The 17,261-nt window shown below is 63.7% G+C and carries 10 protein-coding genes; 5 read left to right on the plus strand and 5 right to left on the minus strand.

Annotated elements, in window-relative coordinates; translation table 11 throughout:
* Positions 1 to 63: 63 nt before the first annotated feature.
* On the plus strand, positions 64 to 2,115 hold the full coding sequence (locus tag JT360_RS04620) for an ABC transporter ATP-binding protein/permease (protein WP_214470363.1): 2,052 nt from the start codon (positions 64 to 66) through the stop codon (positions 2,113 to 2,115).
* A 126-nt stretch (positions 2,116 to 2,241) separates the two neighbouring features.
* Here JT360_RS04620 and JT360_RS04625 read toward each other — a convergent pair whose 3' ends face one another.
* The 5 genes from JT360_RS04625 to JT360_RS04645 all read right to left on the minus strand — a co-directional run bounded on the left by JT360_RS04625 (position 2,242) and on the right by JT360_RS04645 (position 11,913).
* A complete protein-coding gene (locus JT360_RS04625; protein WP_214470364.1) occupies positions 2,242 to 3,756 on the minus strand; it encodes a malonate--CoA ligase in 1,515 nt (504 codons plus the stop codon).
* A gap of 342 nt (positions 3,757 to 4,098) precedes the next feature.
* On the minus strand, positions 4,099 to 4,842 hold the full coding sequence (locus JT360_RS04630) for a GntR family transcriptional regulator (protein WP_214470365.1): 744 nt from the start codon (positions 4,840 to 4,842) through the stop codon (positions 4,099 to 4,101).
* Between the two features lie 327 nt (positions 4,843 to 5,169).
* Entirely contained in the window at positions 5,170 to 5,847 is a 678-nt protein-coding gene (gene rpe, locus JT360_RS04635; protein ID WP_214470366.1) for a ribulose-phosphate 3-epimerase, read from the minus strand.
* Between the two features lie 230 nt (positions 5,848 to 6,077).
* Positions 6,078 to 9,938 (minus strand): DUF7929 domain-containing protein, encoded by a 3,861-nt coding sequence (locus tag JT360_RS04640; RefSeq protein ID WP_214470367.1) that lies wholly within the window; start codon positions 9,936 to 9,938, stop codon positions 6,078 to 6,080.
* A gap of 10 nt (positions 9,939 to 9,948) precedes the next feature.
* Positions 9,949 to 11,913 (minus strand): NHL repeat-containing protein, encoded by a 1,965-nt coding sequence (locus tag JT360_RS04645; protein ID WP_250888604.1) that lies wholly within the window; start codon positions 11,911 to 11,913, stop codon positions 9,949 to 9,951.
* Between the two features lie 488 nt (positions 11,914 to 12,401).
* Between JT360_RS04645 and dnaK the strand changes: the two genes are divergently transcribed.
* The 4 genes from dnaK to JT360_RS04665 all read left to right on the plus strand — a co-directional run bounded on the left by dnaK (position 12,402) and on the right by JT360_RS04665 (position 17,256).
* Positions 12,402 to 14,318, plus strand: coding sequence for a molecular chaperone DnaK (gene dnaK / locus JT360_RS04650; protein WP_214470369.1), 1,917 nt, complete (start codon positions 12,402 to 12,404; stop codon positions 14,316 to 14,318).
* Between the two features lie 294 nt (positions 14,319 to 14,612).
* Positions 14,613 to 15,743 (plus strand): molecular chaperone DnaJ, encoded by a 1,131-nt coding sequence (gene dnaJ / locus JT360_RS04655; RefSeq protein ID WP_214470370.1) that lies wholly within the window; start codon positions 14,613 to 14,615, stop codon positions 15,741 to 15,743.
* 150 nt (positions 15,744 to 15,893) lie between these two features.
* Positions 15,894 to 16,499 carry a phospholipid N-methyltransferase PmtA gene (pmtA, locus tag JT360_RS04660; protein ID WP_214470371.1) on the plus strand — a complete coding sequence of 202 codons (606 nt, stop codon included), beginning with the start codon at positions 15,894 to 15,896 and terminating at the stop codon, positions 16,497 to 16,499.
* 160 nt (positions 16,500 to 16,659) lie between these two features.
* Positions 16,660 to 17,256: an NADPH-dependent FMN reductase gene (locus JT360_RS04665; RefSeq protein WP_214470372.1), complete on the plus strand. Its 597-nt coding sequence runs from the start codon at positions 16,660 to 16,662 to the stop codon at positions 17,254 to 17,256.
* Positions 17,257 to 17,261: the final 5 nt, after the last annotated feature.

The following is a 17,261-nucleotide window of genomic DNA, read 5'->3' on the forward strand; positions in this document are numbered from 1 at the left end:
TGATGGTGTCATCTCAGGCGGAGGTCATGAAACCTTTTGATTTTAAGGTCGTTGTCGGGGCGTATGTCCGAGGCGAAACCCAGATCGAAACCGGCCGACGGCATCGAACCGCTCGGCGCCCCGAAGCCGCGACGAGGAAAGCCGCGACGGCAAGAACCGCGTGACGAGAGGCCGCGCGAGGAGGAGCCGCGCGAAAAAAACAAACCATCTGCCGAGGCCGTGCCGGAGGTCGACGGCCACGCGGGACCGCCGCCGCCGAAAGCCGTCGAGCCCGACCCGCAACTGACGCCCGAAGAGGCCGAGCAGGCGCGCAAGAAGTACCTGCTGCGGCGTTTCTGGATCAGCGGGCGCGGCTACTGGGGCCGGCAGGGCGACAAGCTCGCCTGGCCGCTTACAATCGGGCTGTTGACCCTGATCGTCGTCAATGTCGGCTTCCAGTACGGGATCAACGTCTGGAACCGGGCGTTCTTCGACGCCATCGAGCAGCGCAACGTCCACACCGTCTATGTGCTCAGCGCCATATTCCTGCCGCTCGTGGCTGGAAACGCGAGCCTTGTTGTCGCGCAGGTCTATCTGCGCATGACGATGCAGCGCCGCTGGCGGTCCTGGCTCACCACTTCGGCCATAGGCCGCTGGCTCGTCAATGGCCGCTACTATCAGTTGAACCTCGTCGCGGGCGACCACTCGAACCCCGAGGCCCGCCTCACCGAGGATCTGCGGATCGCCACCGAGTCGCCCGTCGATTTCATCTCCGGTGTGATGGTCGCCACTCTGTCGGCCTCGACCTTCATCGTGGTGCTGTGGACGATCGGCGGCGCGCTCACTTTGTCGGTCGGCAGCGCGAGCCTGACCATTCCCGGTTTCCTTGTCGTCACGGCGGTCATCTATGCCGCTATCACCTCCACCTCGATGGTGGTCATCGGCCGCCATTTCGTCCGGCTCTCCGAGGAGAAGAACCAAGCGGAAGCCGAATTCCGCTACACGCTGACGCGCGTACGCGAAAACGGCGAGAGCATCGCATTGCTCGGCGGCGAGGAGGAGGAGCGCAGCGGCATCGACAAGAATTTCGGCCATGTGCTTCGGCAATGGGCGCTGCTGACGGGCCAGCACATGCGCACGGCGCTGGTGTCGCAGGGTTCGAGCCTGTTCGCGCCGGTCGTGCCGGTCCTGCTGTGCGCGCCGAAATTCCTCGAAGGCTCAATGTCGCTCGGCCAGGTGATGCAGGCGGCTTCAGCCTTCGCCATCGTGCAGGGCGCGTTCGGATGGCTGGTCGACAACTACCCGCGTCTCGCCGACTGGAACGCCTCCGCGCGGCGCATCGCCTCGCTGATGATGTCGCTCGACGGGCTCGAGCGCGCGGAGCAGAGCGACGCGCTCGGACGCATCCAGCACGGCAAAACCGAAGGCGGTGCGATGCTCAGCCTCGACAATCTCTCCGTGACCCTTGATGACGGCACCTCGGTCGTCAAGGAAACCGAGGTCGCGATCGAACCGGGCGAGCGGGTGCTGGTTTCAGGCGATTCCGGATCGGGCAAGTCGACGCTGGTGCGGGCCGTATCGGGTCTATGGCCGTGGGGCGGCGGTAGTGTCAATTTCCATACCGACAAGCGACTGTTCATGCTGCCGCAACGCCCCTACATCCCCTCGGGCACGCTTCGCCGCGCGATCGCCTATCCGGCGCCGGCAGATAAATGGACGGTCAAACAGATCAAGGCCGCCCTCGACAAGGTAGGCCTTGGTCATCTCACCGACAGGATCGAGGACGAAGCGCCATGGGACCAGACCCTGTCGGGTGGCGAAAAGCAGCGGGTCGCCTTCGCGCGCCTGTTGCTGCATCGCCCCGATATCGTGGTGCTGGATGAAGCGACCTCGGCGCTCGATGAGAAGAGCCAGGACACCATGATGAAGACCGTCATCGACGAATTGCCTGGTGTCACCATCATCAGCGTGGCGCATCGCGCCGAGCTGGAAGCCTTTCATAGCCGCAAGATCACCTTGGAGCGGCGCGAGGGCGGCGCCAAGCTTGTCAGCGATATCAACCTCGCCCCGCGCAAGCGCAAGCGCGGGCTGTTCACGCGCGCCTTGTGGGGCTCCGGCAACGGAAAGCGGCGTTAGGCGCATTGAGACAGCGCTCCCCCAGACTAAAGCGCGTCGTGAAACGGGCTCATGCGACGCGCTTTAGGTATCTGCTTTTATGCATGTCGTTCTCCCAAAACCGAGATCACTTTTGGGCGACATGCATTAGGATGCGTAGAGATCCTTGTAGGTATCGCGCAAAAGGTTCTTCTGCACCTTGCCCATCGTGTTGCGCGGCAGTTCGTCGACGAAGATCACCCGCTTCGGATGCTTGTACTTCGCCACGCGCCCGGCGATGGCGCCGAGGATTTCGGCCCCGGTGATGTGCGAGGCCGGCGCCCGCACGACGATCGCGGTGACTCCTTCGCCGAAATCCGGATGGGCAACGCCGATCACGGCGCTTTCCAAAACCCCGTCGAGTGCGTCGATCTCGCTTTCGAGTTCCTTCGGATAGATGTTGTAGCCGCCCGATATGATCAGGTCCTTGCCGCGTCCGACAATATGGACATAGCCGTCGGCGTCGATCATGCCGAGATCGCCTGTGATGAAGAAGCCGTCGGCGCGGAATTCCGCCCTGGTCTTTTCAGGCATGCGCCAGTAGCCGCCAAAAACGTTCGGCCCCTTGACCTCGATCATGCCGACTTGACCCTGGGCCAGCGGTTTGCCGCTGTCGGGATCGGCGATGCGCAGCGCGACACCAGGCAAGGGGAAGCCGACCGTGCCGGCGCGCCGCTCGCCGTCATAGGGATTGGACGTGTTCATGTTGGTCTCGGTCATGCCGTAGCGTTCGAGGATCGCGTGGCCGGTGCGCTCGCGCCAGGCGTTGTGTGTCTCGGCCAGCAGCGGCGCCGAACCGGACACGAACAGGCGGATATTCTTCGCCGCCCGACGGTCCAGGCCGTCCTGCTGCAGCAGGCGCACATAAAAGGTCGGCTCGCCCATCAGCGCGGTGGCGCGGGGCAGCAGCGTCACGATCCGGCCTGCATCGAATTTCTGCTCGAACAGCATCGAGGCGCCGGCCATCAGGATGACGTTGGTGGCGACGAACAGGCCGTGTGTATGGAAGATCGGCAGCGCGTGGATCAGCACATCGTCCGTCGTGAACCGCCATTGCTCGACCAGCACCCGCGCGTTCGAGGCCAGATTCTCGTGGCTGAGCATGGCGCCTTTCGAACGGCCGGTGGTTCCCGAGGTGTAGAGGATTGCGGCAAGATCGTCCTTGCCGCGCTCGACATCATGGAAATCGGAAGCCTGCCGCGATGCCTGGTCCATCAGCGATCCCCGGCCATTGCGGTCGAGCGTGACCACGACGGCAGTGGATGGCTCGACCATGTGCCCGATATCCGCCGATCTTGCCGGATCGCAGACGATGACCCGAGGTGCCGCGTCCTCGAAGAAATAGCCGAGTTCGGTCAGCGTGTAGGCGGTGTTGAGCGGCAGGAAGACGGCGCCGGCGCGCACACAGGCGAGATAGAGCAGGATGGCCTCCGGGCTCTTCTCGACCTGCACGGCGACCCGGTCGCCAGGCTCTACATTCAATTGCAGCAGCGCATGCGCGAGCTGCGACGACCGCGCCAGCATGTCGCCATAGCTGAATGAGCGCCCGTCGTCGGTCTCCATCAGCAGATGCACCGGCTCCGGCATCCGGGACCGGAACGCATCGAACAGATGATTGCTCATGAAGTTTTTCCTGGGGTGGCGCAACGGCAGGCCTTGCGTATGCACCTTGAGTGTTTTGGCGGCGAAGCGTTCGCGGTTCTTGGCAATGCCGTCAAGACTGGAGATGGCGGTTCACAGGCAATCGCTTTCGATTTGTGGCGGAAGCTGCCAATCGCCGAAGTCGGCGCCGCCCCTTGCCCTGCCGGGCATTTCTCCCCGTATAGTGACGGGGAGAAAGTAGCTGGCCGGCAGGCAGGTGAGGGGCAGCACCGGCTCTGGAAATAGGGGGCGGCGGTTCACTCGGTCGCGTTAACTAAAAGGCTGCGCGCGATGGGTCGCGAAGGCCTGCCGGTGGATTGATCGTTACCGTCGGGCGCGTTGGGCCGAGGCAGCGGCCTTTGAGACTTCGCCTTGCTTGAGGCGCTCCATGCACATGGCCGCCGTCAGCTGGTAGTGATCGATCAATGCCTGGACGGCGCCGTCGGCATTGCCGTCCAGCGCGCATTCGGCGATCAGCCGGTGTTCGGCGAAGTCGTCGCGCTGGATGCTTTCGCCGTCATTGGCCATTTGCCGGTAGCGATAGGCGTGATCGGAAAGCTGATCGCAGAAACCCACCAGCCAATGCGACCGGCAGGCCGAGATCAGCACCCGATGGAAGGTCCGGTGCGCTTTCTCCCAATCCGGATTGAGCGCCGAGAGACTTTGCGGCGAAAGCCGGGAGGCCCGGCCCAGGCGATGCAGTGCCAACACCAACTGTTCTTCCCATTCGGCGGTGCGGTGGGCAATGGATTCGCGAAGCGCCCGCTCCTCGAGCCAGCAGCGGGTGCGCGTCAGCTCCTCAAGCTCCGCGGCACTGACCGGCATGATGAAAAATCCACGCTGGTCGTGGCGGCCGAGGAGCCCCTCGGAGGCAAGGCGATTAAGGGCTTCACGAACCGGAGAGGCGCCGGCGCCGTACTTGGAAACAACCCACTCGACCCGCAGCTTGCTTTCGGTTTCAAGAGCGCCGCCGAGAAGATCATCACGCAGCTGGTGATAGACCGTGCTGGCAAGCGTGCTCTTGGCTCCTGCGCCGTCGTCGTTCAGATTGGCAGCTCCGTACGTCAAAAGCGACTCCTTGTCCCCAACTGTCGTCTTTGGGCAATTCGAGTCCGAAAAAACGGTTCCTTCCGTACAGCTACCATACAGCGCCCACCCGACGACCCTCAAGCAGAACATCGACTATTGTACTTTAGCACAAAGAAATATGCCCAATTGGCTGCCTGATCGGGGGAACTCGCACGCTTCTACAACCAGCAGCAACTTAACGTGTTTTGTATGCACGCAGAATCAGCTGTTTGAGTGTGCCCGTGCGAGCGTCTTTTCTGTCGCGCGCAAAGACAACGAGCGGCTTGCCCCGAATCACCCGGGATGGAAATGCGATGTCGCGGTGCGTCAGCCGGCGGCCTTGTCGGCCGCTGTCCTGATCGCCTCGATGTTGGCGCGGTACGCCTCGACACTGCCGCCCTTGAAGATGGCGGCGCCGGCCACCAGCACATTGGCGCCGGCTGATGTGACCAAGGGGGCCGTTTCCGGCGAAACGCCGCCGTCGATCTCGATGCGGATCGGCCGGTCGCCGATCAGCGCCTTGACCCTTCTCACCTTGTCGACGATTCCCGGGATGAAGGCCTGGCCGCCGAAACCCGGATTGACGGTCATGATCAGGATCAGGTCGAGCCGGTCGAGCACGTATTCGATCATCGTTTCGGGCGTCGCCGGATTGAGCGACACGCCGGCCTTCTTGCCGAGGTTCCTGATGGTCTGCAGCGAGCGGTCGAGATGCGGCCCGGCCTCGGCATGCACCGTCATGCCGTCACAGCCGGCCTCGGCGAAGGCGGCGAGATAGGGATCGGCCGGCGCGATCATCAGATGGCAGTCGAAGAAAGCCTTGGTGCGGTTGCGGATCGCCTTGATCACCGGCGGGCCGAAGGTGATGTTGGGAACGAAATGACCATCCATGACATCGAGATGGATCCAGTCGGCGCCGGCGGCCGCGACGGCTTCGACCTCGTCGCCGAGCTTCGAAAAGTCCGAAGCCAGTACCGAAGGCGCGATCAAGGTTTTCTTGCTCATCGTGCGGCCTTTCCGGATGCCCGTTTCATACCAGTCACCCTGGCCGATCACCCTGGACCGACTGCCTAATGCGCCGCGGGTGACTTGTCGAGGGTGCGAGCACGGCGGCTCCACAGGCTTGGGCGGCGCCTGCGATCGTGTCGCAGCCAATTTCCGCTTGCCCCGGAGCCATGAAGGAAAACCCGCCGGATTACTCCGGCGGGTTTTCTGATCTGGCATCGAGTAGCTGATTATTGCTGCTGGAGTTTCAGGATCCTGTTCGGAGCCGGATCCTGCTGCTGTTCGACCTGCGGCATGCGCCGTGGCAGGACCTGCTGCAGCAGCAGGCCTGGGTTGAGCTCCAGCGACGGCTGCTCGCGCATCGGCCTGCAGTATGGATACCGCCCAACCGTCCCTTCAGGGCAGTGTCGCCTGATGATCGGCTGGCACTGGCCATCAACCATCTGCGAGCCCGGAGCGCATTCCGTCTGTTGCCTGGGCTTGCGGCAAGCGCCGTCGATCACCTCGGTCCCGCGCGGACAGACACACTCGCCGCGCTTGTTGTGGACCTGGCCGCGTATGTCGCACGGCTCCAGCTGCGGCTGCTTGCGCCGGCAAGCATTGCCTTGCACCTCGGTACCCCTCGGGCAGACGCAATTGCCATCGGCGTCGTGGACCTGGCCGCGGATGGTGCACTGGTCGGGCTTTGGCCGGACCGGACGGCAGGCGCCGTCGCGCAGCTCGGTTCCTTGCGAACAGACGCAATCGCCATCGGCGTTGCGGATCTGGCCGGGGATGCGGCACTCCCGAGGCTTCGGCCGGATCTGGCGGCAGGCGCCGTTGCGCACCTCGGTCCCTTGCGGGCAGACACAGTCGCCATCGGCGTTGTGGACCTGGCCACGGATGGTGCACTGCTCAGGCTTCGGCCTGTCTCTCACACAGGCATTCGCTTGCCTGTCGAGATGCGTACCGTCAGGGCAGTAGCAGCCATTGCCGTCCGAGGTTGGGACCGAGCCGGGTATGGCACAGCCTGGCTTGGAGGTCTTGACGCAGGCGCCGTTCTCCAGTTCCGTGCCGCGCGGGCAGACGCAGCGTCCGTCCTCGGTGCGGATCTGGCCTTCGAGCAGCACGCAGCGCTTCTGCCGCGGTGGCGTCGGCAGGATGTTGGTGCCGCCGCCGGTGCACTGGCCGTTGCGGAAGGTGGTGCCTTCCGGGCAGACACAGCGGCCGGCATCGTTCATGACGAAGCCCGGCGAGCACTGGTTCTTCACCTCATGCGTGATGGTGAAGGGGTGGCACGCATAGGCCTTGCCGCGATCGCCCTGCACATTGGTCGCATCCTTGGACAGCACGTCGCCGCCGCCCTGCACCCGTGTGTCGGGAGAGAGCACGCCAACGCAGCTCTGGCCGTTGACGTCGCCCTGCATATTGGCGAGACGTCCGTCGTCGGGCATGACCACCGTGACATGGTGCGACTGGCTTTCGGCGGCGCCGAGCGTCAGGTTGGCGATGCAGGAGGCTGGCAGTGTCGTCGGCTCGGGCGAGCAGCCGAAGGGCGGGTCGATCGAGGTGATCGCGACGCCGTCCAGCCGGCCAAGCCCTTCCACACCGATCGCATCGCCGATGCGAACCGGACCGGAGAAGGGGCTCGTCCCATCATTTGCTATGGTGATGTCGAACGAGCAGGGCTGGCCGAGCCGGCATTCGCGGTCGCCGGTCTTTTCGACACGGATGGTCGAAGCGCCGCCGCCCTTGGCGCAGGCCTGGCCGATCGGATAGACGACGTCGTCGCCTTGCGCCGGCCCGTAGGAGCCGCGCGCGCAGTTCTCGAATTCGCCATTGGCCGAAACCGTCACGTCGAAATGGCGGCTGCTTCCAGGCGTCATGACGGCGCCGGGAATCTGGCACGACAGCGTGCTGGCAGGCACGGGTCCGCACGCCCACTCCGCGCCGTCGGGGGTGACGGTCTGGATCTGGACGGGCGCTCCGCCCGACACCAGCGTGGCGGCGTCGTTGATCCGCACCGGACCAGTGGGGGCCGCCGTGCCGGCGTTGGCGACGGTGATGCGGCAGGACACGACCGCGGCACCGGCCAGCGAGCCACTGCACACTTTGGTGATGCGCAGGCCGGGCTGGCCGCCATTGGGATGGCGGACACGTTCCTTGGCGCAGGCCCTGTTGTTGGTGAGGTCGGCCTCACCAGGAATGGCCTTCACCTCGGCGCAGTTCTCGACCGTGTCCGAGCGGTAGCTGGCCGGAACCACCGCCTTGACGACGATCGGCGTCGAGGCACCCGGAGGCAGCGAGATGCCGGGATTGTCGCAGCGGAACTGGCCGGGACCGTTCGGACCGCATGTCCAGGGCGGGCTCGGGCCGAAGGTCGAGGAGGTCGGCGCGCCGCTGGGATAGTTGTCGATCACCGTCAGCGGCCCGTTATAGGTTGAAGTGCCGTTGTTGATGATGTCGATGACGAAGAAGCAGACGCCATCGGCGGTGCAGGTTTCCGAGCGGGCACGCTTCTTCAGGATGAGGTCGACCTTCTTTTCGACCGGCGGCTGGCAGTCGCGGTCACGATCGCCACGCCGGCAGATCGGGATCGAGGCGCAGCCGCGGTCGTTTGCCTGGCTGCCGAACAGCGGCTTGCCGCTGACCGGATAATTGTAGGTGGCGCAGTTGCGCAGCACCTTGCCTTGCCAGCCCCCGGCCGGCTTGAAGCCGAGCTTGAGGTCGACAAAAGCGCCGGGATTGAGCGTGGTCACCGGATAGGTGCACGTCATCGGGGTGGTGCCGGGGACGCAGACCCAGGGCGGATTGGGCCCTGAACTCAGCGTCGAGCCGGCCGGCAGCGTCACCTCGTCGAGCACGATCTTGCCGTTATAGGGCGCGGTGCCGACATTGGTGACCCGGATGGTGAAGTCGCAGCCGCCGGCCATAGTGCAGCGCGGGACATCGGCGCGTTTCTCGACCTTGAGGTCCGGCTCCTTGTCCCTGGGCGGGCACTTCTGGTCACGCGGGATGACGATGTCGATGGTCTGCGTGCAACACAGGCCCCAGCCTTCCTTCGGCCCGGCATAGGTGTTGATGCCGGTGACGATGAGGTGGATGACGTCGCCAGGCGACGCGCCGACGATCTTCCAGTTGAGCACACCGCCGCCCGCCGGCACCTTCTGCGTGTCGGGGATGATGGTGATGCCCGGCGTGGTCGTCGAAAGCTGCACCCACTTGCCGCTCATCTCGGGGCCGACCGGCATGTGGTAGATAAAGGCGCCGCCGCCGGGCACGCAGTCGACCGTGCCGCGCTCGACCTTGAAGCACTCATGGTCGGTCGGAGGCGGAGGCGGCGGCTCGCACTTGGTGAGGTCGATGCGGATCGAGGTCTTTTCGCCGGTGAGCACGTTGCCGTCGTCCGGCTTGCCGGGATCCTGCGACGGGATGATGGTGCCCGTGCCGGTTCCGTTCGTCACCTTGATCAGGCCCTGGTTGTCGACCGTGGTCGGCGCGGGAAACGCCGCATGGTCGATCTTGGCGGTGATCCGGAAGGTGACGACGCGTTCGTTCGGAGCGCCGACGCCATCGAGATCATCGACGGAAATCCGGAAATCGGAAACAACAGCCGTATCGTTCGGATTTGTCGACGTGCTGATCGATGCGCCAGGCAGCGGTCCGCCGGACGAATCCGTACCGTCGCCGGCTACATGCACGCTGACGATCTGCAGGCCGTGCGGGAGCACGTCCTTGAAGTCGAGCTGGGCTTTTTTCAGCAATGCAGCCAGGCTCGGGTTGGCAAAGTTCCGCGGATCACCGCGCACGCCGAAGGTCAGGGTATATTCGACAAAGTCGCAGCTTCGTTGTTTGCCTGTCTTGGTGAAGAAGGGCACGAGCCGGCCCGGCTCTGGGTTGATGACACGCGGATTGTCGAAATCGAGCTTGGGCTGTGTAACAGCGGTGTAGACATCAAAGGCGAAGCTTTGCACCGGGGTTAGCGTGGCGACCGCGATACCGGCCGCCAACAGCCAGCGCGCACCGCGCCTGGCGAGTGACAGGGGTTTCATGATCGTCTCCATGACGGTTTTTTGAGGGGTCGCGAGTGAGGACGGGGCAAGAATGTTCATCTTCCCCTCCTCAACGTTCGCAGCTGACGGCTGGGGTCCGGAGCGGCAAGGTCATCTTGCAGCAAGGGTAGTAGCCACCCTTGTCCTTGTCGGACTTCCTGTAGAAGCAAAGCCCAACATCCACTCTGTCGCCCGGATAATGGCCGGTGATGTTGATCGTGTACGGCTTGCCCGGCGCATGCGACATGGGTGTGGTCACCCCGACGCCTGGCGTCCTGGATTGGGCCTTGATCGAATCGCCGCCGAAGCCGGCATGGTCATGGAGATAGAGATCGGCCTCGAGGCCTGAGGACGTGCAGTAGTACTGCACGTCCTCGACATCGAGACACGGAGGCAGATTGCCGGGCGGTGGGAAGTCCGGCGGGTAGAAGGGTGGCAGATAGCCGCCCGGGATTTCTTCATAATAACCGGCGCGACCCTCGCAAGGGCGCCAGACGGCGACGTCACCGACATGGCCTTCCACTTCCGGATCTTCGAAATAGCCGTCGAAGTCGACGAACCAGGAGCCGAAGGGCGGTGCGTTGGCGGGCTTGACCAGGTCTTTGGGCGTGATCTGCACGCCGTGGACGGCGAGCGGCCCGCCGGCGGCGAGTTTTTCGGCAAGTGCCGGGTTGTCGCGCAATTTGTCGCCTGACTTGACCAGCGTCTGGGTACAGACCGACGTATCGAGATTGCCGTCGGCATCATAGCCATATTGCAGATCGAGGCCGCCGGCCGACTGCCTGAAACCTTGCGGGAAGCCGACCGCATATTCCTGCGGTGCTTCGACCCAGACCGATTCCGTTGCCGGATCGTCCGGGTTCTCGCGCCAATAGCGGATGACCTCGCCCTTGCCGGAATCGGCGAACTGGCTGTAGTCGTAGCGGTTTTCGACCGGGCCGCGCTGGGCCAGGTACATGAAGCCGCTGTTGTCGAAAGCGATGTCGGTGACGGCATAGTCCTTGTCGGCCTTGACCGTCAGTTCCCAACGCGGGTCGCCGGCAAAGGTGCCGTCGCGGGCAATGCCCACCGACCAGATCTCGGCCTTTTCGCCGACCGAATAATAGAGCCGTCCGCCATGATAGGAGACGGCCCAGACGCGGCGCTCGTCCTGGGTATAACCCCAGGTCTCGGGGTCTTCCGTGTCGAAAGCGGCGCCCTGTATATCCATCACCGCGCCATCGTCGGCGACCGGAGCCAGGCCGTGGGCCGGACGCCCGGCGACGCCATGGTCGAACGTGTCGATCAGCTTGCCATTGGCGTCGATGCGATGGATCAGGCCGGTGTCGAGGTCGGAGGCGAAGAACTGGCGGTGGTTGGGATCGAAGGTGAGGTTGCCGATGCCGGGACCGCTGTTGGTGTCGATGTCGGCGAATTTGGAAACCTGGCCGGTGATGCCGTCGATCTTCCAGATGGTGCCCGGTCCGCCGCCGTTTTCGGTGCCGAACTGGCCGTCCATGAAGGCGGCGCCTGATGTGCCGCGGCGCTGCCGCTCCGGCCTTCCGTCACTGTCGGCGTCCGGCGTGACAATGCGGATGCCGTGCAGCGAGGTGGCGCTGGCATAGAGATTGGGAATGCCTGATGGAACGCCGTCGCGCACGCCGTCATCGTAAGTGAGGCCGAACACCTGGCCGATCTGGCCTGCTGTCACCTCGAAGGGAGGCGGCGTGAAGACGAGCTGGCCCGAGGCCGGCCCGCCGAGGTGCGAAACATCGAACACGCGCAAGGTGGCGCGCGTGGTGTCGATGAAGGTTTCGTCGACCGGATCGACACCGGGCGGCAGGCCCTGGTCGAAATTGGGGATGATGGTGCCGGAAAATCCGGTGACCGCCATCGAGCCGGGATAGATGATCTGGGTTTGGCTGTCCTGCGCCCGGGCGGCGCTCCCCAGCCAGAGGCCGGCGATGAGCGCCAACCCCAGCAATCCGCCGGCATGCATGGCGCGGCGCAAGCCGCAATCAAGAGAAGACACAAGCGTGCCGCGGACGCGAGACATGGCGCTACCCCCGTTGGCCACGGGAGAAACATCCGGCCTTGCCGCGCAAATCAGGGCAAGGCGCGGTGGTCCGGCACGTTCTTCCCTGATCGAATTGTCTGCTTTCCTCAGTTTTACGATACGCCTGCTGTTACGCAGGGTCAACGGAATCAGCGGAAAGCCCAGCGCATCGACCCCGTCCCGAAGGCGGTGGTCGCGCCGAGCTCCTGTTGGTCCCGGAGACCATGGAGTCTCTGGGTTGCTGGTCATGGAGGGCTTCCTTTCCGGTCCGCACCATGCGGCACCTGGACGTCAGTCGCAGGCGCGGGTGGAAAGGTTCATGGAAGGCTTGCGCAGAATGCTTGCGCGCGATGCTGCCTGTTCTTATATACGCGCCAGCCCTGCGGCGCCGGTACACCGGTTGCCGAACGGGGATTTCTTGTGAACAGGGGCTTTCGTCGGAACGCCTTACGGGTCCTGAGAGCCTGCTTAGCGGAGAGACTAGAAAAATGGCAAAAGTAATCGGTATCGATCTCGGCACCACCAACTCCTGCATCGCCATCATGGATGGCAAGGAGCCCAAGGTAATCGAGAATGCGGAAGGCGCGCGCACGACGCCCTCCATCGTCGCCATCAGCGGTGACGGCGAACGTCTCGTCGGCCAGCCGGCCAAGCGCCAGGCGGTCACCAATCCAGAAAACACCATCTTCGCGGTCAAGCGCCTGATCGGCCGCCGCTATGACGATCCGGTGACGGAGAAGGACAAGAAGCTTGTCCCCTACAAGATCGTCAAGGGCGACAATGGCGATGCCTGGGTCGAGGCCGGCGGCAAGAAGCAGTCGCCCAGCCAGATCTCGGCCATGATCCTGCAGAAGATGAAGGAAACGGCGGAAGCCTATCTGGGCGAGAAGGTCGAGAAGGCGGTCATCACCGTTCCGGCCTATTTCAACGACGCCCAGCGCCAAGCGACCAAGGATGCCGGCAAGATCGCCGGCCTCGAAGTGCTGCGCATCATCAACGAGCCGACCGCGGCGGCACTTGCCTACGGCCTCGACAAGAAGGAAGGCAAGACCATTGCCGTCTATGACCTTGGCGGCGGCACGTTCGACATTTCGGTGCTCGAAATCGGCGACGGCGTGTTCGAGGTGAAGTCGACCAATGGCGACACCTTCCTCGGCGGCGAGGATTTCGACATGCGCCTGGTCGAATATCTGGCGGCTGAGTTCAAGAAGGAACAGGGCATCGACCTGAAGAACGACAAGCTCGCCTTGCAGCGCCTCAAGGAGGCGGCTGAAAAGGCCAAGATCGAGCTGTCCTCGACGACGCAGACCGAAATCAACCTGCCCTTCATCACCGCCGACGCGACCGGGCCGAAGCATCTGACGCTGAAGCTGACGCGCGCCAAGTTCGAAAGCCTGGTCGAGGATCTCGTCCAGCGCACCATCGATCCCTGCAAGGCGGCGCTCAAGGATGCGGGCCTCAAGGCCGGCGAGATCGATGAGGTGGTCCTGGTCGGCGGCATGACCCGCATGCCCAAGATCCAGGAGATCGTGAAGCAGTTCTTCGGCAAGGAGCCGCACAAGGGCGTCAACCCGGATGAGGTCGTCGCACTGGGTGCCGCCATCCAGGCCGGCGTGCTGCAGGGCGACGTCAAGGACGTGCTGCTGCTCGACGTGACGCCGCTTTCGCTCGGCATCGAGACGCTGGGCGGTGTGTTCACCCGGCTGATCGAACGCAACACGACGATCCCGACCAAGAAGAGCCAGGTGTTCTCGACCGCTGAGGATTCGCAGTCGGCCGTGACCATCCGCGTTTTCCAGGGTGAGCGTGAAATGGCCGCCGACAACAAGGCGCTCGGTCAGTTCGACCTGGTCGGCATCCCGCCGGCCCCGCGTGGCGTGCCGCAGATCGAGGTCACCTTCGACATCGACGCCAACGGCATCGTCAACGTCTCGGCCAAGGACAAGGGCACCGGCAAGGAGCACCAGATCCGCATCCAGGCCTCGGGTGGCCTTTCGGACGCCGACATCGAGAAGATGGTCAAGGATGCCGAAGCCAATGCCGAGACCGACAAGAAACGTCGCGCCGTGGTCGAGGCCCGCAACCAGGCCGAAGCTTTGCTGCATTCGTCCGAGAAGTCGCTGAAGGAATATGGCGACAAGGTCTCGGAAGCCGACCGCACGGCGATATCCGATGCGATCGCGGCGCTGAAGACCGCCGCCGAGGGCGACGACGCGGCCGACATCGAGGCCAAGTCGCAGGCACTTGCCGAAGCTTCGATGAAGCTCGGCCAGGCGATGTACGAGGCCTCGCAGAAGGAAGCCGCGGAAGCCGATGCCAAGGCGGACGCCGCCAAGGACAGTGACGTGGTCGATGCCGATTTCGAGGAAATCGACGAGGACGACGAGAAGAAGAAGTCGGCCTGAGCGGCCTGACGGCAAGAAAAGCGCATGACCCCAAAATCGGAATCGATTTTGGAAAGGATCATGCGCCATCAGAAGTGCTACAGCGTCGCGCGTCCGAGAAGACGCGCGGCGCTGTAGAAAAGCCCGGCGCAAAGCCGGGCTTTTTGCAACCCTTTCCAAAAAAATGACAGAAAAAACCGGACAGGCGCATGCCGGCCCTAGCATCCAGGCAGCACCGCTCCTAAATCGAGGCAACGTGCCGGCAAACGACGCACATTTGCATCAAGACGTTGAGTATCCGGACTGCGGGAAAAAATGAAAGCTGATTTCTACGAAACGCTGGGCGTGCAAAAGGGTGCCGACGACAAGGAGCTCAAGAGCGCTTTTCGCAAGCTCGCCATGCAGTTCCATCCCGACCGCAACCCCGGCGATCATTCCTGCGAGCACAAGTTCAAGGAAATCAACGAAGCGTACGAGACGCTGAAGGACCCGCAGAAGCGCGCGGCCTATGACCGCTTCGGTCACGCCGCCTTCGAGCAGGGCGGCATGAATGGCGGCGCCCAGGGCTTTGGCGCCGGCGGCTTCGCCGACATCTTCGAGGATATTTTCGGCGATATGATGGGCGGGCGCCAGCGCCGCTCGTCAGGCGGCCGCGAGCGCGGCGCCGACCTGCGCTACAACATGGAAATCTCGCTGGAGGAAGCCTTCGCGGGAAAGACCGCGCAAATCCGCGTGCCGGCCTCGATTTCGTGTTCGGAATGCTCTGGGACCGGCGCCAAGCCTGGTACCCAGCCGGTCACCTGCTCGATGTGCAACGGCCACGGCAAGGTGCGTGCCACGCAAGGCTTCTTCTCGATCGAGCGCACCTGCCCGCAATGCCAGGGCCGTGGCCAGACCATCAAGGACCCATGCCCGAAATGCGCCGGCCAGGGCCGCGTCACCGAGGAACGCTCGCTGTCGGTCAACATCCCGGCAGGCATCGAGGACGGCACCCGCATCCGCCTTGCCAATGAGGGCGAGGCCGGCCTGCGCGGCGGTCCGTCGGGCGACCTCTATATTTTCCTGGCGGTGAAGCCGCACGAATTCTTCCAGCGCGACGGCGCCGATCTCTATTGCAAGGTGCCGATCTCGATGACGACGGCGGCGCTCGGCGGCTCCTTCGAGGTGACGACGTTGGACGGCACGCAGACCAAGGTGAAGGTGCCCGAAGGCACCCAGAACGGGCGCCAGTTCCGGCTCAAGGGCAAGGGCATGCCGGTGCTGCGCCAGCCCAATGTCGGCGACCTCTACATCCAGACCGCGGTCGAGACGCCGCAGAACCTGTCGCGCCGGCAGCGCGAGCTGCTGGAGGAGTTCGAACAGCTCTCCTCGCAGGACAATTCGCCCCAATCGAGCGGCTTTTTCGCCCGCATGAAGGATTTCTTCGAATCCTTCGGCGAGCGTTGACCGAGCAGAATGGCGCGTGAACCGATCAAACGCGCCGCATCTCGGGACGCGACGAAATCTATCTTATCCACGACATCGGCAGGGTCGCGCCTTGCCTTGCGCCGCTCAGGTGTTAAGTAACCTGAGGGGGAAGCGCTGAGGAGAGCTTGCATGACACGTGGTCCCGGGCTGCGGAAGGCGCTTGCCGAGAAATTCGACGACGAGCTCAAATTCTTCAAGGGCTGGATCGACAAGCCGAAGACGGTCGGTTCGATCGTTCCGACCAGTTCGATCACCGCCCGCAAGATGGCCTCGATCGTCAATCCCAGGTCCGGCCTGCCGGTGCTCGAGGTCGGTCCCGGCACAGGCGTCATCACCCGTGCCATCCTGGCGCAGGGCGTGCGGCCCGAAAACCTCTACGCGGTCGAATATTCCACGGATTTCGTGCGCCATCTGCGCCAGCTCTATCCAGGCGTCAACGTCATCGAGGGCGACGCCTTCAACCTCAACGCCACGCTTGGCGAGCGGAGCGGGATGATCTTCGATTCCGTCGTTTCAGGCGTGCCGCTGCTCAACTTCCCGGTCGCCCAGCGCATCGCCTATATAGAAAGCCTGCTCGACCGCATCCCGGCGGGACGGCCGATCGTGCAGCTGACCTACGGCCCGATGTCGCCGATCCCGGCCGGCCGTGGCGACTACACGGTCAAGCATTTCGATTTCATCTTCCGCAACATCCCGCCGACGCAGCTGTGGATCTACCGGCGCGAGCCGCACTGAAGAGAGGGGAGTAAGGCAATAGGGGAGTAAGGCAGTAGGAAATGAACGGTTCAATTTCCGGACTATTCCTTACTGCCTTACTGCCTTACTCCCCTATTCCCCATCCAGCCGTTGATTTGATCGAACCTTGGCTGTACCTGTCCGGGAACAAGGTTGGCCAATGGCAGTGATCCCGAAAATCCTCGTCTTCGCCGGCTCGGTGCGCAGCGGCGCCTATAGCGGCAGGACCGCTGACGCGGCGCAGAAGGAACTTGCGGTGCAAGGTGCCGAGGTGACCCGGATTTCGCTCGCCGACTATCCCTTGCCGATCCTCGACGAGGACCTGGAAAAGGAAAACGGCGTTCCCGAAAACGCCGTCAAACTCGGCCGTCTGATCACCCTCCATGACGGGCTGCTGATCGCCGCGCCGGAATATAACGGTTCCATTCCGCCGCTGCTCAAGAACACGATCGACTGGGTGAGCCGGGTGCGCAGGGACGGCGTCCGGCCCGTCAGGCCGCTTGCCGGCAAGGTCGCTGGCCTTTGCTCGTCCTCCAAGGGCCATTTTGCCGGCATCCGCTGCATCAACCATCTGCGCGCCGTGCTGGTGCGCTGCCAGATGGAGGTGGTGACGCCGGAATGTTCGGTCCCGGACGGCGGCGACGCCTTTGACGAAGGTGGCAATTTCCGCGATGAGAGACTGCACAAATCGATGGAGCACCTATGCCGCACGCTGATCGAAACCTCGCGCATGATGTCCACCCGGATCGAGACGTGACTGCC

Source organism: Mesorhizobium sp. dw_380 (genome assembly GCF_018588885.1).
Lineage (GTDB): Bacteria > Pseudomonadota > Alphaproteobacteria > Rhizobiales > Rhizobiaceae > Mesorhizobium.